This window comes from Pseudomonas kielensis (assembly GCF_030505375.1).
In the GTDB taxonomy this organism is placed as follows: Bacteria; Pseudomonadota; Gammaproteobacteria; order Pseudomonadales; family Pseudomonadaceae; genus Aquipseudomonas; species Aquipseudomonas kielensis.
Genome location: NZ_CP130043.1, coordinates 3495535 through 3520649 on the forward strand (window position 1 = coordinate 3495535; position 25115 = coordinate 3520649).

At 60.4% G+C, this 25115-nt stretch carries 18 protein-coding genes and 3 pseudogenes; 9 read left to right on the top strand and 12 right to left on the bottom strand.

Annotated elements, in window-relative coordinates; translation table 11 throughout:
* Positions 1 to 406: 406 nt before the first annotated feature.
* A protein-coding gene (locus Q1W70_RS16330; RefSeq protein WP_436799864.1) for an IS3 family transposase occupies positions 407 to 1962 on the bottom strand; the annotation gives its coding sequence in 2 pieces (ribosomal slippage) (positions 407 to 1506 and positions 1506 to 1962; 1557 coding nt in all).
* 417 nt (positions 1963 to 2379) lie between these two features.
* Here Q1W70_RS16330 and Q1W70_RS16335 point away from each other — a divergent pair.
* Positions 2380 to 2790: pseudogene (locus Q1W70_RS16335) on the top strand (LysR family transcriptional regulator); the annotation flags it as partial.
* A gap of 18 nt (positions 2791 to 2808) precedes the next feature.
* Here the strand turns inward: Q1W70_RS16335 and Q1W70_RS16340 are convergent.
* The 5 genes and pseudogenes from Q1W70_RS16340 to Q1W70_RS16360 form a co-directional block, all read right to left on the bottom strand.
* Positions 2809 to 3959, bottom strand: a protein-coding gene (locus Q1W70_RS16340; RefSeq protein WP_094991499.1) for an IS3-like element ISPsy29 family transposase whose coding sequence is annotated in 2 segments (ribosomal slippage) — positions 2809 to 3725 and positions 3725 to 3959 — 1152 coding nt in all. Because the reading frame shifts where the segments join, the coding sequence is not laid out codon by codon here.
* A gap of 291 nt (positions 3960 to 4250) precedes the next feature.
* Positions 4251 to 5411: a DUF4350 domain-containing protein gene (locus tag Q1W70_RS16345; RefSeq protein WP_166591742.1), complete on the bottom strand. Its 1161-nt coding sequence runs from the start codon at positions 5409 to 5411 to the stop codon at positions 4251 to 4253.
* Positions 5408 to 6944, bottom strand: a pseudogene (locus tag Q1W70_RS16350) (DUF4129 domain-containing protein). The gene Q1W70_RS16345 and the pseudogene Q1W70_RS16350 overlap by 4 nt, the downstream one beginning before the upstream one ends.
* On the bottom strand, positions 6931 to 7911 hold the full coding sequence (locus Q1W70_RS16355; protein WP_166591744.1) for a stage II sporulation protein M: 981 nt from the start codon (positions 7909 to 7911) through the stop codon (positions 6931 to 6933). The pseudogene Q1W70_RS16350 and the gene Q1W70_RS16355 overlap by 14 nt, the downstream one beginning before the upstream one ends.
* A complete protein-coding gene (locus tag Q1W70_RS16360; protein WP_166591745.1) occupies positions 7908 to 8633 on the bottom strand; it encodes an RDD family protein in 726 nt (241 codons plus the stop codon). The genes Q1W70_RS16355 and Q1W70_RS16360 overlap by 4 nt, the downstream gene beginning before the upstream one ends.
* 183 nt (positions 8634 to 8816) lie before the next feature.
* On the opposite strand from Q1W70_RS16360, the gene sbcB reads away from it, so the two are divergent.
* Positions 8817 to 10244, top strand: a complete 1428-nt coding sequence (gene sbcB, locus Q1W70_RS16365) for an exodeoxyribonuclease I (protein WP_166591746.1) — start codon at positions 8817 to 8819, stop codon at positions 10242 to 10244.
* 99 nt (positions 10245 to 10343) lie between these two features.
* Here sbcB and mvaT read toward each other — a convergent pair whose 3' ends face one another.
* Positions 10344 to 10718 (bottom strand): histone-like nucleoid-structuring protein MvaT, encoded by a 375-nt coding sequence (mvaT, locus tag Q1W70_RS16370; RefSeq protein WP_083356977.1) that lies wholly within the window; start codon positions 10716 to 10718, stop codon positions 10344 to 10346.
* Between the two features lie 347 nt (positions 10719 to 11065).
* Between mvaT and purU the strand changes: the two genes are divergently transcribed.
* Together purU and Q1W70_RS16380 are read left to right on the top strand one after the other, a co-directional pair.
* The gene (gene purU, locus Q1W70_RS16375) at positions 11066 to 11914 is read left to right on the top strand and encodes a formyltetrahydrofolate deformylase (protein WP_095165714.1); all 849 of its coding nucleotides are present in this window, start codon (positions 11066 to 11068) and stop codon (positions 11912 to 11914) included.
* Between the two features lie 72 nt (positions 11915 to 11986).
* Positions 11987 to 12160, top strand: a complete 174-nt coding sequence (locus Q1W70_RS16380) for a hypothetical protein (RefSeq protein WP_166591747.1) — start codon at positions 11987 to 11989, stop codon at positions 12158 to 12160.
* An 18-nt stretch (positions 12161 to 12178) separates the two neighbouring features.
* Here Q1W70_RS16380 and Q1W70_RS27305 read toward each other — a convergent pair whose 3' ends face one another.
* The gene (locus Q1W70_RS27305) at positions 12179 to 12943 is read right to left on the bottom strand and encodes a methyl-accepting chemotaxis protein (protein WP_371927886.1); all 765 of its coding nucleotides are present in this window, start codon (positions 12941 to 12943) and stop codon (positions 12179 to 12181) included.
* Between the two features lie 93 nt (positions 12944 to 13036).
* Positions 13037 to 14068, bottom strand: a pseudogene (locus Q1W70_RS27310) (HAMP domain-containing protein); the annotation flags it as partial.
* 188 nt (positions 14069 to 14256) lie between these two features.
* On the opposite strand from Q1W70_RS27310, the gene Q1W70_RS16390 reads away from it, so the two are divergent.
* Complete coding sequence (locus tag Q1W70_RS16390) at positions 14257 to 15744, top strand: helicase HerA-like domain-containing protein (protein WP_166591749.1); 1488 nt, start codon at positions 14257 to 14259, stop codon at positions 15742 to 15744.
* Between the two features lie 55 nt (positions 15745 to 15799).
* Here Q1W70_RS16390 and Q1W70_RS16395 read toward each other — a convergent pair whose 3' ends face one another.
* Positions 15800 to 16255, bottom strand: a complete 456-nt coding sequence (locus Q1W70_RS16395) for a DUF721 domain-containing protein (protein WP_095165711.1) — start codon at positions 16253 to 16255, stop codon at positions 15800 to 15802.
* A 307-nt stretch (positions 16256 to 16562) separates the two neighbouring features.
* Between Q1W70_RS16395 and secA the strand changes: the two genes are divergently transcribed.
* The 4 genes from secA (at position 16563) to Q1W70_RS16415 (ending at position 22328) form a co-directional block, all read left to right on the top strand.
* A complete protein-coding gene (gene secA / locus Q1W70_RS16400; protein WP_095165709.1) occupies positions 16563 to 19298 on the top strand; it encodes a preprotein translocase subunit SecA in 2736 nt (911 codons plus the stop codon).
* Between the two features lie 138 nt (positions 19299 to 19436).
* A complete protein-coding gene (gene argJ / locus Q1W70_RS16405) occupies positions 19437 to 20654 on the top strand; it encodes a bifunctional glutamate N-acetyltransferase/amino-acid acetyltransferase ArgJ (RefSeq protein WP_166591750.1) in 1218 nt (405 codons plus the stop codon).
* A gap of 100 nt (positions 20655 to 20754) precedes the next feature.
* Positions 20755 to 21387, top strand: coding sequence for a glutathione S-transferase family protein (locus tag Q1W70_RS16410; protein ID WP_166591751.1), 633 nt, complete (start codon positions 20755 to 20757; stop codon positions 21385 to 21387).
* Positions 21384 to 22328, top strand: coding sequence for a Nudix family hydrolase (locus Q1W70_RS16415; protein WP_166591752.1), 945 nt, complete (start codon positions 21384 to 21386; stop codon positions 22326 to 22328). The genes Q1W70_RS16410 and Q1W70_RS16415 overlap by 4 nt, the downstream gene beginning before the upstream one ends.
* A gap of 146 nt (positions 22329 to 22474) precedes the next feature.
* Here the strand turns inward: Q1W70_RS16415 and Q1W70_RS16420 are convergent, their stop codons facing one another.
* Entirely contained in the window at positions 22475 to 23056 is a 582-nt protein-coding gene (locus Q1W70_RS16420; protein WP_182342013.1) for a cob(I)yrinic acid a,c-diamide adenosyltransferase, read from the bottom strand.
* A gap of 2 nt (positions 23057 to 23058) precedes the next feature.
* Positions 23059 to 25095: a sensor histidine kinase gene (locus tag Q1W70_RS16425; RefSeq protein ID WP_166591754.1), complete on the bottom strand. Its 2037-nt coding sequence runs from the start codon at positions 25093 to 25095 to the stop codon at positions 23059 to 23061.
* Between the last annotated feature and the right edge of the window lie 20 nt (positions 25096 to 25115).

Consider the following 25115-nt stretch of genomic DNA (forward strand, 5'->3'; position numbering starts at 1 on the left):
CATGTCGCGTCGGAGCACTGGGCTGCATATGCATTCAGGCATCACAACGGAAACTATCATCCTCGAGTTTTGGGAAATGCGACGACTCAATCCTATTTGCTCAATGCTCGTGCAGCCGTGGAGCGGGGGGATGATAGAGCTGCCTTAGGTGCCTCACGCCAAGCACTTGAGATGTTGAGCGGGAAAATTTGGGGATGGCTTGGGCGCTGTGATCAAGGTCTGCTGACTTTGAAGATCGCAGGCTCGGGAGCTGAACCGGCGCTCCGTCATCTGTGCGAAGGAATCAGAGCGAAGCTAAGGGGGGCGCCGAATTTCGAGCATGCTGACAAGGCGCCCATTATCCAAGCTTTGGATCACATCCTAGGCATCGGCGTTTTTCAAGGTAGTTGTCGCGTCAACCATCCAGCTATGCGGCTTGCTTCGCGTGCTGTTGATCCCGATCAGGGTTCAACAGCACCGTACCAATTGGCTCCCAGTTACGAGTGCGTCCTGACCATCGCTCTGGATTCCTGCTTCGAGCTTGTTCATACAGCTCATGGCGCAGGGCAAGGATTTGCCTATCCTGACCACGATGACGCTCTGCCGGTGTGACGAAGCGGATCCCGCTATGTCGGTGTTCGTGGTTGTACCAGCGGATAAAATCACGCACCCAGCATCTTGCAGCATCCAAGGTCTCGAAACCCTTGGTCGGCCATTGCGGACAGTACTTCAGCGTTCTGAAAAGAGCCTCCGAATACGGATTGTCATTGCTGACACGCGGTCTGCCCCTTGATGGCGTAATGCCTAACTCATACATCTTGCTCAGCAACGTGGTCGACTTCATCGGCGCGCCGTTGTCCGAGTGTAGTACCAGAGGCTCTCTCAGGCATTGTTCGCTGATCACGCTCCTTTGCAGCAACACTGCGGCCTTGGCGCCGTCCTCATCCTCATGCACCTCCCAGCCGACGCTCTTGCGGCTGTAAATATCCTCGATCAGGTACAGGTAGTAGTACTTTCCACGCACCGAAGACGGCAAGTACGTGATGTCCCACGACCACACACGATTTGGTGCATGAGCCGCATGCGTGGTTGGCTCGGCATTACGTCCAGGGCGCTGAGCGCGTCCTCGGTGTTGCCTCTGCCCGGCAGCTCGAAGCACACGATAGAACGTTGACTCCGAGCCTACGTAGATCTGCTTATCGGCCAGCCTCGGCACGATCTGGCTGGGTGGCAAGTGAGCATACTCAGCGCTGTTGCACAGGTTGAGAATCGCTATTCGCTCATGCTCATTCAGCGCATTGGGCGGGGTTGTGCGAACTGTAGTAGTACGCGCATCCGCCACCACCTCTTCCGTTTGAGTCCAACGCTGCAACGTTCTGAGCGTCAATCCAACTTCTTGGCACGCCATCGATTTTCGAGCGCCGGTATTGATCGCCTCTGTCAGCCACGCCACCAGCAGTTGCCGTTCCGGCAGAGCGGTCAATTGTCCTCGTCGTCTACTCCCCAGTAGTCGTTGAGCTTTTTTCGCAGCACCAGTAACGCGGCTGTTTCAGCCAGCGCCTTATCCTTACGGCGCAGTTCGCGCTCAAGCTGTTTAATACGTTTCTGATCCTGACGGGCCTGCTCCCGATCAACCTTGGGCTGCGCTTTTTGAGGGGCCATCCCACTCAGGAAGGCTTGCCGCCAGGCAGCAATCTGCTCGGGATACAAGCCTTTGCGACGGCAGTATTCACCCAGTTCAATCTCGGACAAGCTGGCACATTCGGCGACAGCCGCGAATTTCATTTCTGCCGACCAACTCTCGGTCGGGTGTTTGGGATCGGTCACCACCACACATCCTTCGGCACTGGCTCGTTTGCGCCAGGTATACAGCGACATTTCAGTAACGCCCTCGCGCCTGGCGACTTCGGCCATCGTCAGGTTGAGTGGAGGGCCCAGCATCTTGAGCAGTTCGGCTTTGCGCTCAGAGGAATAGTACGGCACAACGGCTCTCTTTCCGCCCCCGGGGTCTGGTTTCAGGTAAGTCTGGCGAGGCGACAACTATCCTGACACCGGGGGGCATACCAGAGCAATCCTTGGTTTGGGTGTATCTGAACAAGGGCACCCACGAGGAGGCAAATCGCGAGGACTTCGACGTTGGTGTAGTTGAATTGGTGGTACACACGCTCGAGTCGCTAAACGCGTTGCAGCTGCGAGCCAGATAAGCGTCCATGCTCGTCGCAGTTCTGATCAGAATGGAAAATCCAGTTTTTTCTGCACCGCAAATTCGCCTGGTGCTTTACCTCGTTCGAAAGCAATCAAATACGACATCTGGACGGTCAAGGGCTTCGCGTCTGACTGCTCGCCAGCAACCTTCAGATGTACTTTGCGAGTCGCATATTGAATTGATACCTCAAGCCCGTACGCACTCCCCAAGGAGCGACCTTAACCGAGGCTGGAAGACAGATTTTGCCTAGCGCTCAAGAGGCCGCCAGACGTTTGTACCGGATGAGGTCTGAGGCTCAGGAAGTGGCAGGAATGGCCGCAAAAACACTGCAATTTGCAGCCACTCATTCCTTGTCATTCACCTTCTTCCCAAGATGGTTGAGACGTGCGGAAAATGGCGCACGGATAGATGCGGTACGCCTGCATTCAGACAGCATGGCTGTTTGCGAACAGATGCTAATTCACGGTCAAGTTGAGTTTCTGCTTTGCCACCGCCACCCAGATGTGCCGCCTTTGCTAGCCCCTGACCAGTTCACTGGAAAGAAGATTGGGGAGGATGTGCTCGTTCCACTGGCGAGCCCCTCTGCCAATTTCGGCACCTCCCCTTGAATCGCCCCGGATTCTCTAGACACCTTGCAAGCTCATTGCGTAACGTTTTTCAAACTCTACCGGTGACAGCTGATTGTTGAAACCATGGCGGCGTTTTGGGTTGTAGAACATCTCGATGTAATCGAACACATCACTACGAGCATCTTGCCGTGAGGTGTAGATTTTCCGCTTGATTCGTTCCCGTTTCAGAAGCTGGAAAAAGCTCTCAGCCACGGCGTTGTCATGACAATTGCCTCGGCGGCTCATGCTGGCAACCAAATTGTTTGCCTTCAAAAAACTGCGCCAATCGGAGCTGCTGTACTGGCTGCCCTGGTCGGAGTGAACCATCACCTCTTGTTTCGGTTTTCGCCTCCAAACCGCCATCAATAACGCATCAATGGCCAAATCACTGGTCATCTGCGACTTCATTGACCAGCCAACGACCTGACGAGAAAACAGATCCAGCACCACCGCCAAATACAGCCAGCCTTCATACGTACGAATGTAAGTGATGTCGGTGACCCAAACTTTGTTGGGTTCTACGACATCGAACTGGCGCTTCAGTAAATTGGGTGAGGCGACCGCTGGCTTACCGCCGTATTTGCCAGGACGGCGTCGATACCCTGTCTGAGAGCGCAGACCTTCAAGACGCATCAGCCTCGCCACACGATGCCGACCACAATCCTCACCGACTTCGCGCAGATCGTCATGGACTTTGCGATAGCCATAAACGCCACCGCTCTCCAGCCAGGAATGCTTGATCAAACCCAGCAGTCGCTGGTCGTCTTTGGCGCGTACAGATTGCGGCTCAGACAGCCAGGCGTAATAACCGCTGGGATGGACTTTCAGCGTCAGGCAAAGCCGTCGAATCGAATAGTCGCCCGCTCGCTGCTTGATAAAGGCGTACTTCAACCGCACTCCTTGGCAAAGTACGCGGCGGCCTTTTTTAAGATGTCTCGCTCTTCGGTGACCCGCTTGAGTTCGGCTCGCAGACGACGCAGTTCAGCGTGCTGATCATCGTCTTGCTGCCGTTCTGCCTGAGGTTTGCTGTAGCGCTTTATCCAGGCATAGAGGCTATGCGTCGACACGCCAAGACGCGCCGCCACATCAGCGACAGGCAACTTCTTCTCGGTCACTTGATTGACCGCTTGGATTTTGAATTCTTCGGGATAACGTGGGTTGCTCATGGCACCTCCTGATTGGCCTCAGTTTAAGGCATGGAGGTGTCTACGAAACCCGGGGCGATTCACTCTCCATCGAGTCCCACAGCAGAATCGGAAACCCTCGGTACGGCTGTCCTGCGATCAGGAAATCCTCTGTGCCCCACACAAGCTCCATCTACCACCCATTCATCAACAGATCACGTTTGCTCTGTCTGCATGGATTGTGTGAAGGCTGTTGCTGCGGCCCTCCACTCCCTGTCAGATAGATCTATGATCTCTAATATCATGCAGATCTAACTGCTGCAAGGAGCCAGATCATAAGGCATTCCTGAGGTTCTGCAGGTGGGCCACCTGGCTGCTGAACTCGCTGCTCGACAGCCTTCGTTTACGGGGCGGGCCGAGGGCCTGGGCAATGCTCTCGGGCGAGTGCCCGGTCAAGCGGGCGAGCACTTGCCACTGTTCGGACGTGTCGAGTTGATCGAGGCCTGGATGACGTTGTCTGGCACGTCGCAGCACATTGTGCTGCAAGCCCTCTAACAGGCTCTGTTGCCCGGCGCGACGGACGAGAAAATCGGCACTGGCGCGCAGATGTTCCTGTAACTGGCGGCGGGCCTTGGGTGCTGCGGGCTGCACCGGACCGTGGCGCCAGCCGGCGTGCCATAGCCCTAAACCGATCAACGCGAGCAGCGCCACCAAGGCCTGGGGGAAATAACGCCACAGCAAGCTCAGCAGGTTGTCGTGGTCAATGTCGAATAACAGCGTGACGTCGGTGTCGGCGAACAAGTACCACAGCAGCCAGGCGTTGTCGTATTGGCCGATCGCGCTGTTCTTCCACAATTCGGCATCGGTCACCACGGTGATCGAACCCTCACCCCAGGGCAACTGCATCAGGTGTGTGGCCTTGGCGCTGTTGGCCCAGGCCTGTGCCAGGTCTTGCGGGTCTTCGAGGTGGAACTGCGGGTCGAAGCCGGCATAGGCCGGTGCCTCTTCGTTTTCCAGATAAAGTTTGGTCAGGTTCGGATAGCGGTCCTTCGCTGCTTCGGCAGGCACATACTTGAGGTCTTTGCTCATGAACTGCTGCACGTGCACCTGGTCCAGCAGCAGGTCCTGACTGTTGCCGGTCTGCTCATTCCACAAGGCCTGCGCGACAAACAGCAGGCGCCCGCCATCTCGCGCCCAGTCCAGCACCTGGTCGATCTGGGCCGGGGTCATGTTGGCGCGTTCGCCCAGCAGCAACAGGCTGTGCTGGCGTGGTTGCAGGGTGGGCAGGCTGTCCAGGCTATTGACGTGATGCACGCTCAAACCTTGCTTGCGCAGAAAGCGTTCGGCTGCCAGGTAGGGATTGTTCTGGGCTTCGGGGGAGGGACCGTGGTCGATGTTTTCTTGATAGGGCGTGGCGTGCAGGTACAGGTACGTTGCCACTGCACAGAGCAATGCGCCGATCAGTACGCCGAGAGCTGCCAGACGTCGACTCATTGCTGGGCTCGCGGGTCAAATAATGCGCGCCAGCCCTGGCAGAGTTGCTGTTGCAGCGCCGCAGGCGGCACACGATGACCATAGGCGATGTTCTGCCAGTGCAGCGTCAGGCTTTGGCTGTAGTTCTGCAACTCCGGGTCCTGCAACTGCTGGACCCGCGCCAGGACCTCGGCTTCGGTGTCGGCACTTTTCAGGGGGAGACCGAAGTCGTGCAGCAGGCGACTGAGCAAAGCCCGATAGAGCAGTCCGAGAGCTTCGCGGGGATGCTCCAGCCACAACGATTCGACCTGGCTGGCGATGTCTTGCGCAAGTGACTCGGGATCGAGATCGAGACCAAACAATTGGGTGGGTGAGGGCGAAGTACCCGGAGCGTGAAGAGGCTTGCGGCGGCTGACGAAGGTCTGCAGCCAGTCGCGGTAGTGCCAGACCAGCAAGGCAATCGATCCCGCGAGCGCGGTCCATAGCAGCACCTCGATGACTTGGGCCAGCCCTTTGAAGCGCTGACTGTCGAACAATTCCAAGAGTGCCTTGAGCCATGCCGGGGGCTGAGCGTCTTCGACTGGATCAGTGGCTTCTTCGCCGAAGCGATAGCGGGTAATCGTCTGCGAATTCTTGAAAGGTGGCGCCTGAAGCAATGCGTTGATGTCACGGCTGGCGGCCTGGCTGGTCAGGGGCTGCTGGAGCAGGCGCGGGGCGCTTGGGGCGTCAGGCTCGTCGGCATACACCGCCTGCGGCATCGGCAGCCACAGCAGGCCGAGCACCAGCAGCGCGACGCCCAAGCCGCTGAGGCGCTGGCGCAGGCGGCGAAATTGCAGTTCGATGTCCCAGGCTTCCAGTACGGTCCGGCGGTTCAGGTACAGGCTGAATCCGCAGGCGACGTAGACCGGTCCCCAGATGATCAGGACCAGCGCATAGAGGCCGTTGATCAGGTGCTCGAGCCACAGCCAGTCCTGTTCGCTGGCGTCGATCAGCGTTTGCCAGTCCCAATCCAGTTCGATTTGCATGGGCAGGAACAGGTAGAACAGGGCCATGCAGCCCAACCACAGGCTGGATTCCAGCAGTGCGCCTAGGAGGGTCAACCAACGCGCGGCCTCGCCATCGCGTTGTTGCAGGACCGCCAGACGTTGCTGGCGTGCCTGCCCGGCGAGACCTTCGAGCTGAACCACCGGCAGGCAGAAACTCCGGCTCAGGCTCAGGCGGCGCCAGGTCAGGCTGGCGAGCAGTTGCGGTTTGAGTAGTCGCGGCCATTGGCGCAATGCCTGTTTCAGGCTGGGCGCCTGGCCGAACAAGGCTTCGGAGAGAAGGTACAACGGCAGGCGTTCGAACGCAGGTTTCAACCACCAGAAGATCAGTAGGGCGATGCCTGGGGAGTTCCAGAACAGGCCGGTCAGCAGGGCGAATACCGGCAACGTGATCAGTGCCCAGCTCGACCATCAACAGTCGTCGGTGACGCTGGCTGAGCAATACGCCCAGGTCCATGGCCTCCCAACTCGTGCGCGGACGGATGACGACACTGGCCTCATTCAGGCGCATGGCGTGTCCGTCCGGCAGTCATCAGATAGAGCACTACCAGTGCCCACAGGGTGGCCCCCACCAGATATTTGGCGAGAGGGGGCGTGGCGTTGCGCGATGACCAGTAGGCTTCGATGAAGGCGGCGATCAACAGCAACAGCATCACGCCGCACATCAACAGGACGCTTTTGCGCGCAGCCAGGCGCAAGGCTTCGCCGCGTTTGAGGCGACCGGGAGCGATCAACGACCACCCCAGTTGCAGGCCGGCCGCGCCGGCAATGGCAATGGCGCTGAGTTCGAAGGCGCCATGGCCGATGACGAACGACCAGAAGTTTTCGCCGAAGCCGATGCGGGTCAGATGGCCGGCGATGCCTCCAATCAGCAGGCCGTTGAACACCAGGAAAAACACGCTGCCAAGCCCGAGTAGCAGGCCGCTGGCGAAGGTCTGAAAGGCAATACCGATGTTGTGCATGATGTAGTAGCCGAACATCATCCAGTCATCACTCGCTGCACGTTCCATATCGCGGCCCAGGTGCCCGGCGGCGGGGTCGTACATGCTTTGCATTTCGCCCACCTGCTCGACCGGTAACAGGCTGTAGATCAGGTCGGGAAACAGGTAGACCAACAGCGCAATGCCCAGCAGTGAGCCGAAGAACAACAGTCCCGCCACCAGTACGAACGGCCATGACTCACGCACCAAACGTGGGAAGTCGGCGAGGACAAACGCCAGCAGTTGGGGCCGCACGCTGCTGCGATGGCGGTAGAGCAACTGGTGTCCACGCAGTGCAAGTTGCTGCAAGGGGTCGATCAGGCAAGTGCTGTAACCGCGCTCCTGTGCCAAGGCCAGGTGCTGGCACAGGCGCCGATAGTCCCTGGGGAATGAGCGGGCGTGCTCGGCGCTGGCCTTGCCGCGCTCCAGCAGATCGAGACCTTGGCGATACGCGTCCCACTGCGGCTGATGGAGGCTCTCGAACTGGCTCTGTTTCATACCGGTCCTCGCAAGCCCAGGGCAATACCGTTGAGTTCGGCAACCGCGCGCGGTGGGCTGACCTTCAGCGGCTCAGCCAGCAATGCGGCGAGTTCCTGCACCCGCTCAGCGGAAAGCTGGGACTGGCGTTCGGCGAAATCCGATACGGCGCGTTGTTCAGCCAGGCTCAGGTTGAAAGGTGCCCGGAGGGGCATTGCAGCCGGTAGCGGCGGGCGCGTTACGGCTTGTTCGCGATAGATCACCAGGGTGCCGGCGGCAATGTCGCCCAGGCGTTTGAAGGCCGGGTGCTGCAGGCAACTGATGGCGCCGAGGCTGTAGACGAAGGGCAGCATATCGACGAAGCGCAGCAGATTGCGGATCAGCGAAGCCGACCAGCCAATGGGGGTGCCGTCGTCCTGCACGACCCGCAGTCCCATCCACTGTTTGCCCGGCGAGCGGCCCTGATTGAGGACCTCGAACAACACCATGTACCACCAACTGAGAACAAACAGCAGCAGCGAGCCAAGGCCCACGCCGACCTTGCCAAAAAACGCCAGGGTCACGAACAGCAGCCCCAGGACCAGGGCGCGCAGTCCCAAGTCGATGGCAAATGCCAGGGCACGCGGCAACAACCCCGCCGGACGCAATGGCAGGTCGATGCCTTCGGGCGTTTCGACCTGGTAGCGGGTATCCAGTGGCGGGGGCAGCGGTGCGTTCCTTGGCGGTGCTGAAGTCTGAGTCATTGGCTGCCTGGTGAGGGGCCTGATGGTCACGTACGTAGGGCCGATGCTAGCAGCCTTCGTTCCGGGGAACGACATATCTATGTAGCACCCGGTAACAACCATCGGTACTTGAATAACAGCATGACTGGTCGGCACCCGGTGTGAGCGCCTAGACTTCGCCAGTCTCAAGTTCAGGAACAGCCCGTGACTTCCATTTTCTGGTACGACTACGAAACCACCGGTATCAGCCCGCGTTGCGACCGACCGCTGCAAATGGCCGGCATTCGCACTGACCTCGACCTCAACGAGATCGAGGCCCCGGTCAATCTCTACTGTCGACCCAGTGACGACATCCTGCCGCATCCGGCCGCCTGCGTGATCACCGGGATCACCCCGACGCGCCTGGCCGAAAAGGGCCTGTGCGAAGCGGATTTCATGACCCGGGTGCATGCGCAACTGGCCGCGCCCGGGACCTGCGGCGCCGGTTACAACACCTTGCGTTTCGACGATGAAATGACGCGCTACAGCCTGTATCGCAATTTTTTCGACCCCTATGCCCGTGAGTGGCAGGGCGGCAACAGCCGCTGGGACCTGATCGATGTGGTGCGTGCAGCCTATGCGTTACGCCCGGACGGTATCGTCTGGCCGCAGGAGGAGGGGCGTGTCACGCTCAAGCTTGAACGCCTGACGGCCGCCAACGGCCTGGACCATGGCCAGGCCCACGAAGCCTTGTCCGATGTGCGCGCCACCATTGCCCTGGCGCGGCTGATTCGCGATCGGCAGCCCAAGCTTTATGACTGGCTGTTCAAGTTGCGCAGCAAACAGAAAGTCATGGACCAGATTCGCCTGTTGCAACCGATGGTGCATATTTCCGGGCGCTTTTCTGCCGACCGCAGTTATGTGGGAGTCGTCCTGCCGCTGGCCTGGCACCCGCGCAATCGTAATGCACTGATTGTCTGCGACCTGCACCTGGATCCCGAGGGCTTGCTGGCAGATGACGTCGAAACCCTGCGTCAGCGCCTGTACAGCCGCCGTGCGGATTTGCCCGAAGGGACGCTGCCGGTGCCGCTCAAACTGATTCATATCAACCGCTGTCCGGTAGTGGCGCCGTTATCGGTATTGCGCGCTGAGGATCAGCAACGACTGCAATTGGACATGGCGCTGTATCAGGCGCGGGCGCTGCGGCTAAGTGACGCACAGGAACTTTGGCGAGATAAAGTCCAGGCCATTTATGCCCAGGAGGACTTCACCCCCAGCGATGATCCGGAACAACAGTTGTACGACGGTTTCATTGGCGACCGCGACCGACGTTTATGCGAGCAAGTGAGAGCGGCCGATCCACAGCAATTAGCGCAAGAACAATGGCCGTTCGATGATGAACGTTTACCGGAATTATTATTTCGATATCGCGCACGTAACTTCCCTGAAACCTTGAGTGAACAGGAGCAAGAGCGCTGGAAATTATTCTGTCAGCAGCGTTTGAGCGATGCTCGGTGGGGGGCGCCCAATACCGTGCAGGCATTTGATGAAGCCTGCGAGCAATGGTCGCAGAATGCCACGGGCGGAACGCTTGAGGTTCTGCAGGAATGGCGCGAGTACGTGGCGCTATTGCGCAAGCGTTTGAATATTTGAAATGCCCTGATGAAATGTATTGAATAACACCCATAAAAAAACGCCAGCGAAAGCTGGCGTTTTTTTGTTCGCAAGTGAACCTGCGAGACGGGTTGCGGCTTAGCCCAGCAGGGTTGCCCAGCTTTCAACCACGTCGCCGCCCCACTTGGCTTTCCACTCTTTCAGAGTCTTGTGGTTGCCACCTTTGGTTTCGATGACTTCGCCGTTGTGCGGGTTCTTGTATTGTTTAACCTTGCGAGCACGCTTGGTGCCGGTAGTTTTCACTGCGCCGCGTGGGGCTTTAACTTTGGATTCCGGATCCAGCAGGGCGATGATATCGCGCAGGGATTTGGAGTATTCGCCCATCAGGGTGCGCAGTTTGCCTTCGAATTCCAGCTCGGTTTGCAGTTTGTCGTCTTGGGACAGGTTCTTCAAACGGGCTTGCAGCTCTTTGATAGCTTCTTCGGTGGCGCGGTATTCGTTGATCAGGGACATGAGGACTACCTTATGTTAGGCACAGGATGCAGGGGACAGTGGCGCAATAATAGTCAGGGTGTTTCATCAAGTAAACATATAAGCGGAGTTTTATTTGATTTGATTAGAGTCAATGAGGAGGAGAATACACTCACAGTTAAAACATCAGCGCTAATCATCACAGTTATTCACAAAACCGTTCTTGCGTATTTTCACAAGGCGTCCTGCGTCAGCCTGCAGGGTCGCTAATCGGTCGATGTTGGTCCAGTTGCGCAGGCAGCAGGCAGGGTCATTGCTGATCAATACTGCAGTTTTGCTGCGCAATCGCTAGAATGGCGGCCTTTGCGAAGTTCTGGAGTTTCCCCCCTATGCGCACTTTTCGGCTAGTGATCGCTTGCCCGGACGGCGTCGGCATCGTTGCTAAGGTCAGTAACTTTCTGGCGTCACACAATGGCTGGATCACTGAAGCGAGCCATCACTCGGACAATCTCAGTGGCTGGTTCTTCATGCGTCACGAAATTCGGGCCGACTCCCTGCCGTTCGGTCTGGAGGCCTTTCGTGAGGCATTTGCCCCGATCGCCGAAGAGTTCTCAATGAACTGGCGTATCACCGACACCGCGCAGAAAAAACGCGTGGTGCTGATGGCCAGCCGTGAGTCCCACTGCCTGGCCGACCTGCTGCACCGCTGGCACAGCGATGAGCTGGACTGCGAGATTTCCTGCGTGATCTCCAACCACAACGACCTGCGCAGCATGGTCGAGTGGCACGGCATTCCTTACTACCATGTGCCGGTGGACCCGCAGAACAAAGAGCCGGCGTTTGCCGAAGTGTCGCGCCTGGTCAAGCAGCACGATGCAGAAGTCGTGGTGCTGGCGCGCTACATGCAGATCCTGCCGCCTGAGCTGTGCAGCGAGTACGCACACAAGGTGATCAACATCCACCACAGCTTCCTGCCGTCGTTCGTGGGGGCCAAGCCTTACCACCAGGCCTCGATGCGCGGTGTGAAGCTGATCGGCGCCACGTGCCACTACGTCACCGAAGAGCTGGACGCAGGTCCGATCATCGAGCAGGACGTGGTGCGCGTCAGCCACAGCGACAGCATCGAAGACATGGTGCGTTTCGGCCGTGACGTCGAGAAGATGGTGTTGGCCCGCGGCCTGCGCTATCACCTGGAAGACCGCGTGCTGGTGCATGGCAACAAGACCGTGGTGTTCTGATTCGTCGCCGACAGGCAAAAGGGCCTCAAGCGTTGTACGCTTGAGGCCCTTTTTTGTTGCCGGGTGCGGACCATGAGCGATCCACTGGACAAGGCCACTTCCACAGCCCCTGCCACCCTGGGCGAAGGCTGCCTGAGCCGTTACGACCCCGATGACTTGAGCAGCGAGGACGGCACCGAGTTTCCCGGTGCAGCCGAGTTATGGCAGCAGTTGCAGGCCCCGCCGGAGCCTGAAGGCAAGCCCTGACAGCTCCTGCACGCGCATTCAGATACGGAAACTGCCCACCAGTTGCTTGAGGCGCGCCGCCTGTTGTTCCAGGTCGGAGCAGGCCCGCAAGGTCGACTGCAGGTTTTCCACGCCTTCCTGATTCAGGGTGTTGATCTCGGTGATGTCGACGTTGATCGACTCCACCACGGCAGTCTGTTCCTCGGTGGCGGTGGCCACCGACTGGTTCATGCCGTCAATTTCGCCGATGCGCAGGGTCACGCTGCTCAGCCGCTCACCGGCCAGGTTGGCGATCTCCACGCTGTCCTGGCTATGGCGCTGGCTGTCACCCATGGTGCTGACCGACTCGCGGGCGCCGACTTGCAGCTCCTCGATCATGGTCTGCACCTGTTGTGCCGACTCCTGGGTGCGGTGCGCCAGGTTGCGCACTTCATCGGCCACTACCGCAAAACCGCGTCCGGCCTCACCGGCCCGCGCAGCCTCGATAGCCGCGTTGAGTGCCAGCAGGTTGGTTTGCTGGGAGATGCTGGTGATCACTTCGAGAATCTGCCCGATGTTCACGGTCTTGCTGTTGAGCGACTCGATGTTGCTGCTGGAAGCGCTGAGCATGCTCGACAGTTGATTCATCGCGGCGATGCTGCGATCCACCACTTGCTGGCCATCTTCGGCCAGGCTGCGGGCATCGCTGGCCTGGTGCGAGGCTTGTGCGGCGTTGCGGGCGATTTCCTGGGTGGCGGCTCCCAACTGGTTGATGGCGGCCGCGACGCTGTTGGTGCGGCTCGATTGTTCGTCACTGTTGAGCATCGACGAGTTCGAGGCGCTGACCACCCGCAAGGCGACTTCGTTGACTTGCTCGGTGGCTGAGGAAACTTCGCGGATCGAACCGTGGATGCGCTCCACGAAACGGTTGAAGGCGACGCCCAGGGTGCCGAACTCATCGTGGTTCTGGATTGTCAGGCGTCGGGTCAGGTCGCCTTCACCGTCGGCAATGTCCTGCATGGCGCGGGTCATGACGTGCAACGGCTGGATCAACAAGCGGATCAGCATGCCGAGCAGGGCAATAATCACGGTGACGGCAATCACCGTGGCGACGATCGCCGAGGTGCGGAACTCGCTGAGCATCGCGAAGGCCGTGTCTTTGTCCACCGACAGACCGATGTACCAGTTGACCGAGGGCAGGCCCTTGATCTGGCTGAAGGTGAAAATGCGCGTCTTGCCATCCACCTCGACTTCGCTGAAGTCGCTCCCGATGCGCGGGGTGTTGCGCGGATACGCTTCGCTGAGGGACTTCATCACCAGGGATTTATCCGGGTGCACCAGGATCTTGCCGTCGGCGTTGACCAGGAAGGCATAACCCATGCCGTCGAAATCCACGGCCTTGAGGTTGTCGATCAGGGTCTGCAGGCTCAGGTCGCCGCCCACCACACCGACATTGCTACCGGCTTTTTTCGAGGCGCTGGCAATGGAAATGATGGTTTGGCCGGTGGCCGCATCGATATAGGGTTCGGTCAGCGTGGCGGTGGCGCTGTTCTGCGCGCCGGTGTACCAGGGCCGACCGCGCGGGTCGAAGCCGTCGGGCATTTTCACATCTGGACGGATGGTGAAGCTGCCACCGGCATTGCCCAGGTAAGAGGCCATGAAGGTTGACGTCAGGGCTTTTTGTTCCAGCAGTTCGGCGACGTGCGCATCATCGGCATTGATGGCGATGTTCTGCGCCAGGTTATCGATCAGAAGGATGCGACCGGACAGCCAGGTCTGAATGGTGCTCGCAGTGACATTCCCCATTTCATTGAGGTAGCTGTCGAGGTCCTGGCGAATTGCATTGCGCTGCAGATAGTCGTTGTACAGCGTAAATGTGGCGAACGCGGCAATGACGATAAGGGCGGCGGCAAGCAGGATTTTGTGGCTGAAGCGCAGATTGTTGTTCATGGCTTGTGGTGTCCGCTAATGTCTTGTGTGGGGCGTGTTGCGACAAAAAAGCGCGCACGATAGGCGCTGTTGCACATAAGCTGATATTTCCGTCGTTCCTTAGGGAATTATCTGACCTGATATTCAGTCTGGTCTCTCGCTTATCTCTATCGGCTGTGTAGGACCAAAGCTTAATCATGGGTGACAAAATGCCTGATTCATTGAAACTCGTTATTGGTGCCGACCTTCAAGGCCAGCCGATTGCCCAGGCCATGCGCCTGGCCAACCGCCACGGATTGGTGGCAGGTGCCACCGGCACCGGGAAGACCGTCACCCTGCAACGTCTGGCCGAAGCCTTCAGTGACGCCGGGGTCGCGGTGTTTGCCGCCGACATCAAGGGCGACCTGTGCGGGCTCGGGGCCGCGGGCAATCCCCAGGGCAAAGTGGCTGAGCGGATTGCCGGCATGCCATGGCTCAACTACCAGCCGGCGGCCTATCCGGTAACGTTGTGGGATATCCATGGGCAGTCTGGTCATCCGTTGCGTACGACCTTGAGTGAAATGGGGCCGTTGTTGCTCGGCAGCCTGTTGGAACTGACCGACAGCCAGCAGTCGGCGCTGTACGCCGCCTTCAAGGTGGCCGATCGCGAGGGGTTGTTGCTGCTGGACCTCAAGGACCTCAAGGCCCTGCTCAACCACCTGAAGGACAACCCCGAACTGCTCGGCGATGACGCCGCCCTGATGACCACCGGTTCCAGCCAGGCGCTGTTGCGGCGCCTGGCCACCCTGGAACAGCAGGGGGCCGAGGCGCTGTTCGGCGAGCCGGCGTTGCAGCTGCAAGACATTCTCGCCCCGGCCTGCGATGGTCGCGGGCGCATCCACCTGCTGGATGCCAGCCGCCTGGTACACGAGGCGCCGAAGGTCTACGCGACTTTCCTGCTGTGGTTGCTGGCCGAACTGTTCGAGCAACTGCCGGAGCGCGGCGATGCCGAGAAACCGCTGCTGGCGTTGTTTTTCGACGAGGCCCACTTGCTCTTCGCCGGCACGCCCAAAGCCCTGCAGGAGCGTCTGGAACAGGTGGTGCGGTTGATCCGCTCCAAGGGCGTGGGGGTGTATTTCGTCACCCAGTCGCCGGGCGACCTGCCCGATGACGTGCTGGCCCAGTTGGGCTTGCGCATCCAGCACGGGCTGCGGGCATTTACCGCCAAGGAGCAGAAATCCCTGAAAGCGGTGGCAGACGGTTTCCGGCCCAACCCGGCGTTCAGCGCACTGCAAGTGCTGACCGACCTGGGGATTGGCGAGGCACTGGTGGGGACTCTGCAAGAGAAGGGCACGCCGGAGATGGTCCAGCGGGTCCTGGTGGCGCCGCCGCAATCGCGTATCGGGCCATTGAGCGAAGCTGAACGTGCCGCGCTGATTGCCAGCTCACCGTTGGTCGGGCGTTACGACAAGCCGATCGACCGCGAGTCGGCCTATGAAGTGCTGATGGGGCGCAAGGGCCTGGCGCCGGAGGCCGAGGCTGTGCCGGATAAGCCGGCGGCAGAGGGGCCGAGCTTCACCGAGCAGGCCGGCGAGTTTCTCGGCACCGCTGCCGGGCAGGCGCTGAAGTCAGCAATGCGCCAGGCGGCTAACCAGTTGGGCCGGCAGTTGGTGCGTGGGTTGATGGGGTCGTTGCTGGGCGGCAGCAAGCGCCGCTGAAGGTGGGGGAGCGGGCGCTATCGTGAGCCTGTTCCCGCCTGCATTCTTCGACCGCTCAGGCCTTGGGCTTGGCGTGTGCCGCCAGGCGCTCCAGGGCTGCCCGCAGATTGGGGTCGGTAATCCCGTCGGCCGTGGCCTGGATGGTGGCCGCCGCGTCACTGGACAGGTCCATGGTGTGGCCGGCCGCGCCTTGCTGCACGGTGGGCGGTTGAACCTTGAACAGAATCCGCGTCAGGCTGGCGAATTCGTCGAAGGCCTGCAGTTGACGTTGCAGGCGTTTTTGCTGGTAGCGCAAGCGGGTGGCCCAGTGTCCGTCGGTGACGATCAACAGTAGGCTGCCTTCGCGCCAGGAAGCCACGTGGCAATGTTCCCGGGCGGCCGGCTGTAATTGGCTTTCGAGCAAGCGCTGCAGATGACCCAGGCGTTGTGCGTGGCCGAATATGGCTTTTAACGGTTTGGCTTCGCGTAGTAGAACGGCGGGTGCTCTGGCCGTAAGAGGGCGAAATGCCATGATCAGACACCTGAAGTAACAGAGCCGCCATGGTAGCAGAAAGCGTGGGATACACCCGCCCCATTGCTTTGTTACCGCTTTACCCATTAAATCAATGAGTAACTTCTGCTGCAAATGGCTTGAAGTTCAGTAAAAAGCCCTTATTTTAAGTGAGCCCCGTCACAGCGCTGTGCCAGCATCGTGGAATAACGCCACTTTCCTCACCATCGTTTCCGGGTAGAATGCTCGTTCGCATGCGGCCATGAGGGCTGCTCGGGCGACTCACGGGGCCGCCCTCCATCCCTTTAGTGTGGAAGATCCTGCCGATATGTTTGCGCCTTTGTTAAAGAAACTTTTTGGAAGCAAGAATGAGCGTGAAGTCAAACGCATGCTCAAGACGGTGCAACTCGTCAATGCCTTCGAAGAGCGAATGGTGGCCCTTTCGGACGATCAATTGCGTGCCAAGACAGACGAGTTCAAGGCCCGCTTCGCCAAAGGGGAGACTCTCGACAAACTGCTGCCCGAGGCCTTTGCGGTAGCCCGCGAAGCCGGTAAGCGTGTCATGGGCATGCGCCACTTCGACGTCCAATTGATCGGCGGCATGACCCTGCACGAAGGCATGATTGCCGAGATGCGTACCGGTGAGGGCAAGACCCTGGTGGCGACACTGGGCGTTTACCTCAACGCACTGTCCGGCAAAGGCGTGCACGTGGTCACGGTGAACGACTACCTGGCCCGCCGCGATGCCAACTGGATGCGTCCGCTCTATGAGTTCCTCGGCCTGACGGTCGGCGTGGTCACGCCGTTCCAGCCGCCGGAAGAGAAGCGCGCGGCCTATGCCTGCGACATCACCTACGGCACCAACAACGAATTCGGTTTCGACTACCTGCGCGATAACATGGCGTTCAGCATGGAAGAAAAATTCCAGCGCGAACTCAATTTTGCCGTGATCGACGAAGTCGACTCGATCCTCATCGACGAAGCCCGTACCCCACTGATCATTTCCGGTCAGGCCGAAGACAGCTCCAAGCTCTATATCGAGATCAACAAACTGATCCCGCAACTGGAGCTGCATGTCGAGGAAGTGGAAGGCGTCGTCACCAAGGCCGGTCACTACAGCGTCGACGAGAAGACCCGCCAGGTCGAACTCAACGAAGCCGGTCACCAGTACATCGAAGAAGTGCTGACCCGCATCGGCCTGCTGGCTGAAGGCGAGAGCCTGTACTCGGCGCACAACCTGGGCCTGTTGACCCACGTGTATGCCGGCCTGCGCGCGCACAAGCTGTTCCACCGCAACATCGAATACATCGTGCAGGACGGCCAGGTAGTCCTGGTCGACGAACACACCGGCCGTACCATGCCGGGCCGTCGTTTGTCCGAAGGCCTGCACCAGGCCATCGAGGCCAAGGAAAACCTGAACATCCAGGCCGAGAGCCAGACCCTGGCATCGACCACCTTCCAGAACTACTTCCGTCTGTACAACAAACTGTCCGGCATGACCGGTACGGCCGACACCGAAGCGTTCGAATTCCACCAGATCTATGGCCTGCAGGTCATGGTCATCCCGCCGAACAAGCCGCTGGCGCGTAAAGACTACAACGACCTGGTGTTCCTCACCGCGGACGAGAAGTACGCCGCCATCGTCACCGACATCAAGGAAAGCATGGCAGCGGGGCGCCCGGTTCTGGTGGGTACCGCGACCATCGAAACCTCCGAGCACATGTCGCGCCTGCTGGACAAGGAAGGTATCGAACACAAGGTTCTGAACGCCAAGTTCCACGAAAAGGAAGCCGAGATCATTGCCCAGGCCGGTCGCCCAGGCGCGCTGACCATCGCCACCAACATGGCCGGTCGTGGTACCGACATCCTGTTGGGCGGTAACTGGGAAGTGGAAGTGGCTTCCCTGGAGAACCCGACGCCGGAGCAGATCGCCCAGATCAAGGCCGACTGGCAGAAGCGTCACCAGCAGGTGCTCGAGTCGGGCGGCTTGCAGGTGATCGCTTCGGAGCGTCACGAATCGCGCCGTATCGACAACCAACTGCGTGGTCGTGCCGGTCGCCAGGGTGACGCCGGTTCCAGCCGCTTCTACCTGTCGCTGGAAGACAGCCTGATGCGTATTTTCGCCTCTGACCGGGTGAAAAACTTCATGAAGGCCCTGGGCATGCAGCCTGGTGAGGCGATCGAGCACCGCATGGTGACCAACGCCATCGAAAAGGCCCAGCGCAAGGTGGAAGGTCGTAACTTCGACATCCGTAAGCAATTGCTGGAGTTCGACGACGTCAACAACGAACAGCGTAAAGTGATCTATCACATGCGTAACACGTTGCTGGCCGCCGACAACATCGGCGAGACCATCGCCGACTTCCGCCAGGACGTGCTCAACGCCACCGTTTCGGCGCACATTCCTCCGCAATCGCTGCCTGAACAGTGGGACGTTGCCGGTCTGGAAGCCGAGCTGGAAAGCGGTTTCGGGGTGAAGCTGCCGATCCAGCAATGGCTCGACGAAGACGATCACCTGTACGAAGAAACCCTGCGCGAGAAGCTGATGCAAGAGCTGATCGCCGCGTACAACGAAAAAGAAGACCAGGCGGGCGCCGAAGCCCTGCGCACCTTCGAGAAGCAAATCGTGTTGCGCGTGCTGGACGACCTGTGGAAAGACCACCTGTCGACCATGGACCACCTGCGCCACGGTATCCACTTGCGTGGCTACGCCCAGAAGAACCCGAAGCAGGAATACAAGCGCGAGTCGTTCACGCTGTTCTCCGAGCTGCTGGATTCGATCAAGCGCGACTCGATCCGGGTTCTGTCCCACGTTCAGGTACGTCGCGAAGATCCGATCGAAGAAGAGCAACGCCTGCGTCAGGAAGCCGAGGCGCTGGCCGCTCGCATGCAGTTCCTGCACGACGAAGCACCTGGCCTGGAGCAACCGGAGCTGTTGGGTGAAGAGGTCGATGTGGCCCTCGCCACCGCGCCGGTACGCAACGAGCAGAAGCTGGGCCGCAACGAGCTGTGCTACTGCGGTTCGGGCAAGAAATTCAAGCATTGCCACGGGCAGATCCAGTAAAACCCGTCGTCAACGCTGAAATACCCACGCCGCGACCGGCATCAGCCGTCGCGGCGTTTTACCATTCGAAGCACCGACGCCGCGCGTCAGAAAGCGTGGCGCCCCGGGTGCAGACATTATCTAGTGAGGAGCGCATTCATGGCTGTTGGTCTTGGTCCTTTGCCCACGTTGCACCCGGTTGCCGGTTTTGAACTCGGTATCGCTTCGGCTGGCATCAAGCGCCCTGGGCGCAAGGATGTCGTGGTCATGCGCTGTGCCGAAGGCTCGACCGTCGCCGGTGTGTTCACCTTGAACGCTTTCTGCGCCGCGCCGGTGATCCTGGCCAAGCAACGAGTCCAGGGCGCAGTGCGTTACCTGCTGACCAACACCGGCAACGCCAACGCCGGCACCGGTGAGCCGGGCCTGGCTGCCGCCGAGCGGACCTGCGCCAAGCTGGCCGAACTGACCGGTGTCGACGCGAGCCAGGTGCTGCCGTACTCCACGGGGGTGATCGGCGAACCGTTGCCCGTGGAGAAGATCGAAGGCGCGCTGCAGGCCGCCCTCGATGACCTGTCGGAAAACAACTGGGAAGCCGCGGCCACCGGGATCATGACCACTGACACCCTGCCCAAGGGCGCCAGCCGGCAATTCCAGCACGACGGCGTGACCATCACCGTCACTGGCATCAGCAAAGGCGCCGGGATGATTCGCCCGAACATGGCGACCATGCTGGGCTACATCGCCACCGACGCCAAAGTGTCCCGCGAAGTGCTGCAGAACCTGATGCTGGACGGTGCCAACAAGTCGTTCAACCGCATCACCATCGATGGCGATACCTCGACCAACGATTGCTGCATGCTGATCGCCACCGGCCAGGCGGCACTGCCAGAAATTACCGAGGCCAGCGGCCCGTTGTTCGCGGCGCTCAAGCAGGCGGTGTTCGAGGTGTGCATGGACGTGGCACAGGCCATCGTGCGTGACGGCGAAGGGGCGACCAAGTTCGTCACCGTCGAAGTCAATGGCGGCGGCAACCACCAGGAGTGCCTGGACGTGGGCTACACCGTGGCACACTCGCCGCTGATCAAGACCGCGCTGTTCGCCTCCGACCCGAACTGGGGCCGGATCCTGGCCGCTGTCGGCCGTGCCGGCGTGCCGAACCTGGACGTGAGCAAGATCGACGTGTTCCTTGGCGAAGTGTGCATCGCCAGCCGTGGCGCCCGCGCGGCCAGCTACACCGAGGCCCAGGGTTCGGCGGTGATGCAGCGTGAGGAAATCACCATTCGCATCGAGCTGGGCCGTGGTGACTGCAGCGAAACCATCTGGACCACCGACCTGTCCCACGAATACGTGAAGATCAACGCCGAATACCGCACCTGACGCACTCAGGGCAGGCCTTGCTTCTCCTGCAGGAGCAAGGCTTGCCCGCGATGCAGGCCGCAGGCCTGCCGCTTGTCCCCTCAGCCAAAGGTCCCCGAACATGAGCTACCACCTGATCATCGGCGACAAACTGTACTCCTCCTGGTCCCTGCGCGGTGCCCTGGCACTGGATCTCGCTGGCGCGACCTACACCGAAGAACTGATCAAACTCAACCAGCCCGATACCCGCGAGAGGCTGCTCAAGCATTCGCCGACGGCCAAGGTGCCACTGCTCAAGACCGAGCACGGGACCATTGCCGACTCGTTGGCGATTGCCGAGTACCTGGTCGAGCGTTTCCCTGATGCCGGGCTCTGGCCCAAGGACATCGCCGCCCGTGCCCAGGCGCGTTCGGCGTGCGCACAGATGCACAGCGGTTTTTTTGCAATCCGCGGCAACATGCCGTTTGACCTGAGCCGTGACGCGCCGCTGACGCCGATGCCGGCCGAGGTGCAGGCCGAGATCCAGCGGATGCTGGCGCTGTGGGCCGAGTGCCGCGCCGCCGCTGCAGAAGCCGGGCCGTTCCTGTTCGGCACAGTCAGCCTGGCCGACGCGTTTTTTGCCCCGATTGCCGTGCGCCTGCGCACCTATCAAGTCGAGTTACCGCCGGTCGACGCGGCCTATGTCGAGACGATTTACCAATGGCCAGCCTTCAAGGCCTGGCAGCAAGCTGGTCTGGAGGAAGTAGCGCGGTGAAACGAGTCCATGTAGCCGCAGCGGTGATCCGCGATGCCAGCGGCAAGATCCTGATCGCGCGCCGCGCCGATACCCAACACCAGGGCGGCCTCTGGGAGTTTCCCGGGGGTAAGGTCGAGGAGGGTGAAGCCGTGCAGGCTGCGCTCGCCCGCGAACTGCAGGAAGAGCTGGGCATCGGCGTCACGGCCGCGCGGCCGTTGATCAAGGTCCAGCATGATTATCCGGACAAACAGGTGCTGCTGGATGTCTGGGAAGTGTCGGCCTTCAACGGCGAGCCCCACGGTGCCGAAGGCCAGCCATTGGCCTGGGTGACCGCACGGGAGCTGGGCGACTACGAGTTTCCCGCGGCCAACCAGCCGATCGTCGCGGCGGCGCGCTTGCCGGCTGAGTACCTGATTACCCCAGAGGACCTGGAAACCCCGGCCCTGCTGCGTGGAATCCAGAAAGCCATCGCCGGCGGGATCAAGCTGATCCAGCTGCGGGCACCCAACGGTTATGACCCCAAGTACCGCGATCTGGCGGTGGATGCGGTGGGCTTGTGTGCCGGCAAGGCGCAATTGATGCTCAAGGGGCCGTTCGAGTGGTTGGGGGATTTCCCTTCGGCCGGTTGGCACATCACGGCGGCGCAGCTGCGCAAGTATGCCAGTGCAGGTCGTCCGTTACCGGCTTCGCGCTGGTTGGCGGCGTCCTGTCACAACGCTGAGGAACTGAGCCTGGCCGAGCAGATGGGCGTGGACTTTGTCACCCTGTCGCCAGTGCAGCCGACCCAGACTCATCCTGACGCTGCGCCATTGGGCTGGGAGCAGGCTTCGCAGTTGATCACCGGTTTCAGCAAGCCGGTGTTCCTGTTGGGCGGGGTTGGTCCTGAAGAACGGCAGAAGGCCTGGGACGCAGGGGCCCAGGGTGTCGCGGGGATTCGGGCGTTCTGGCCTGGGGCCTGATGGGTTGTTGCATTTGCCGGCCCCATCGCGAGCAGGCTCGCTCCCACAGGTTTTTGGATATATGCAGGATCTACAGATACTCCAAACCATTGTGGGAGCGGGCTTGCCCGCGATGACGGCCTTGAATGCGCGGCTGATCTTCGAGGCTAAGCCTCAGGTTTGGCCGCCGCCTGCCAAAGAATTTCGTTGATCCCCTGACGCTTGGCAATCAAGCGCGCCGCCACGAACAACAGATCCGACAAACGATTGATGTAGGCCAGGCCCACCCCGGCCAAGGGCTCGATTGCGTTCAGCTGCTGGCAACGGCGTTCGGCGCTGCGGGCCAGGCTACGGCAGACGTGCGCCTGGGCGATCAGTGCCGAGCCGCCTGGCAAAATGAAATTCTCCAGTGGTCCCAGTTCCTCGTTCCAGGTATCGATGGCCGATTCCAGGCGTTCGACTTCCGCCCCATTCAGCGCTTGGTACACCGGCATTGCCAGCTCACCGCCGAGGTCGAACAGGCGATGCTGGCATGGCTCCAGCACGTCGCTGATTTGCCTCAGGCCCGGATAGTTGTGGCTCTGTTCAGCCAGTGCTGCCAGCAGCAGGCCGAGTTGGCTGTTGAGGGTGTCGACTTCGCCGATGGCCTCGACCCGCGGATGGTCCTTGGGCACGCGACGACCGTCGCCCAGCCCGGTTTCACCGGCGTCGCCGGTGCGGGTGTAAATCTTCGACAGGCGAAAGCCCATGCTTAGCGCTCCAGTTGTTTGAGTTCGTGAGAGGCGAGGGGGGAGCCGGCCAGGGGCAGGCGCAAGGTAAAACAGGTGCCTTGACCCAGGGTCGACTGCACTTCCATCTGGCCCTTGTGGTTGTTGGTGATGATGAAATATGACACCGAAAGCCCCAGGCCCGTGCCCTGGCCGATTTCCTTGGTGGTGAAGAAGGGTTCGAAGGTGCGTTTGCGCACGTTCTCGCTCATGCCGATGCCGTTGTCCTCGACCTGGATCTCGGCCCAGGGCGGGTTCAGGCGGGTGCGCAGGATGATGCGCCCGGGTTCGCTGTCGTCTTCGCGCAGGTGAATCGCCTGGGCTGCGTTTTTCAGCAGGTTGAGCAGCACTTGTTCCAGTTCGTTGGCGGTGCCGGGCACCGGCCCCAGTTGCGGGTCGAACTGTCGAATGATGGCCTGGCCCTTGAAGTCGAAGCCAATGGCCAGGTCGAAGTCGTTGCCGGCAATCTCCACGGCCTGGTCGATCAGGGCCGGCAGGTCGCAAGGGGCCATCTGTCGGTTGCTGCGGCGGCTGAAGCTGAGCATGTGGGTGACGATCTTCGCGGCGCGGGCTCCGGCCTGCTGGATGCCATCCAGCAGTTGCGGGACTTCTCGGCTGCGCAGGTATTGATTGACGTTGTCCAGCTCGACGCCAAGCTGCTCAGCCGTCTCGAGGTTTTTCGGCAGCTCGTTCGACAGCCGCCGACGGATGTTCTGCACGTTGTGCAGGATGGCGCCCAGGGGGTTGTTGATTTCGTGGGCCATGCCCGCCGCCAGGCCGCCGACCGAGAGCATCTTCTCCGATTGCACCATCATTTCTTCCAGGGACAGGCGCTGGGTGATGTCGTCGATCCGAATCACCACGCCGCGCCCGGCGCCACCCATCAACGGGTAGAAGGTCAGGGCATAGTGCCTGGCTTCATCGTCCTTGACCCAGGTGACCCGCTCGATCTTGACCACGCTGTGCTGCTCGACGGTTTCCTTGAGCTGTGGCAGGAACGGCTTGAGCGGTTCAAAGGCAAGGAAGATCGGCTGGTTCAACGCTTCGTCCAGGCGGGTCCCGGAAAGCGCGCTGGCCTCCTGGTTCCACTGGGTCACGTAGAGCTGCTCGTCGAGGGCGATCAACGCCGAGGGCATGGAGTCGATGATGCTGTTGAGGTAGTTCTGGAACCCGGTGAGCTTCTTCTCGATCTTGCTGCGTACCTGGACCTCCAGTTCCAGCTTGCGGTTGGTGTGCCGGGTCTCCTCGGCCAGGCCCTGGGCCTGGTCGTAGGCGGCCTGGGAGTCGTCCCGGGCGCGCTTGAGTTGTTGTTCGCGGGCTTCGATACGCGAGAGCATGGTGTTGAAGGCTTCGGCGAGGCTGCCGATTTCATCGAGGTTGCCGCGGGAGGCACGCAGGGCGTAGTTCTCTTCGCGGGTGACCTGGCGGGACAGCTCCTCGAGTTGATGGATCGGCTGGGTAATCAGGCGTTTGATCTGCTGGGCAATCAGCAGCCACAGCAGCACGCTGAAAATCAGGATGCCCAGGCTGGCGGTGAGCGTGCCCGTGTAGAACGCCATCGGTAATTCGCTACTGGCTACCAGCAGCAAATGACCGGGCTCCTGGCCCGGACGCAGCAGGGTGATCACTTGATTGCTGCGAAACTCGGTGGCTTGCCAGTCTTCGACATGGCGATAGCGCTTGGGCAGCTCAAGGGGGTCGCCCCGTTGCATCTGGGCCAGCAGTCGACCCTCGGCGTCGTACAGCGCGGCGGCGCGCAGGGGCGTATAGCTGTTGAGTTCGTGGAGCAGTTTTTCCCCGTCTGCCGGCGAGTTCAGGGCCTGGCTGGCAATCGATGGGTTGGCGACCAGCCGGCCGATGGTCTGCAGGGCCTGTGGTGCCATGCTTTCCTGGGAGATCCAATAGGCGGCGCTGATAAAGGTCAGGTTGGCCACCAGCAGGACGGTGATCAACAGCACCAACAGGGCCGCCAGCAGTTTCTGGCCGACCGGTAGGTTTTCAAGGCGCTGGCGCAAGGGCATCGGGGTCGTCGCTGAAGAAG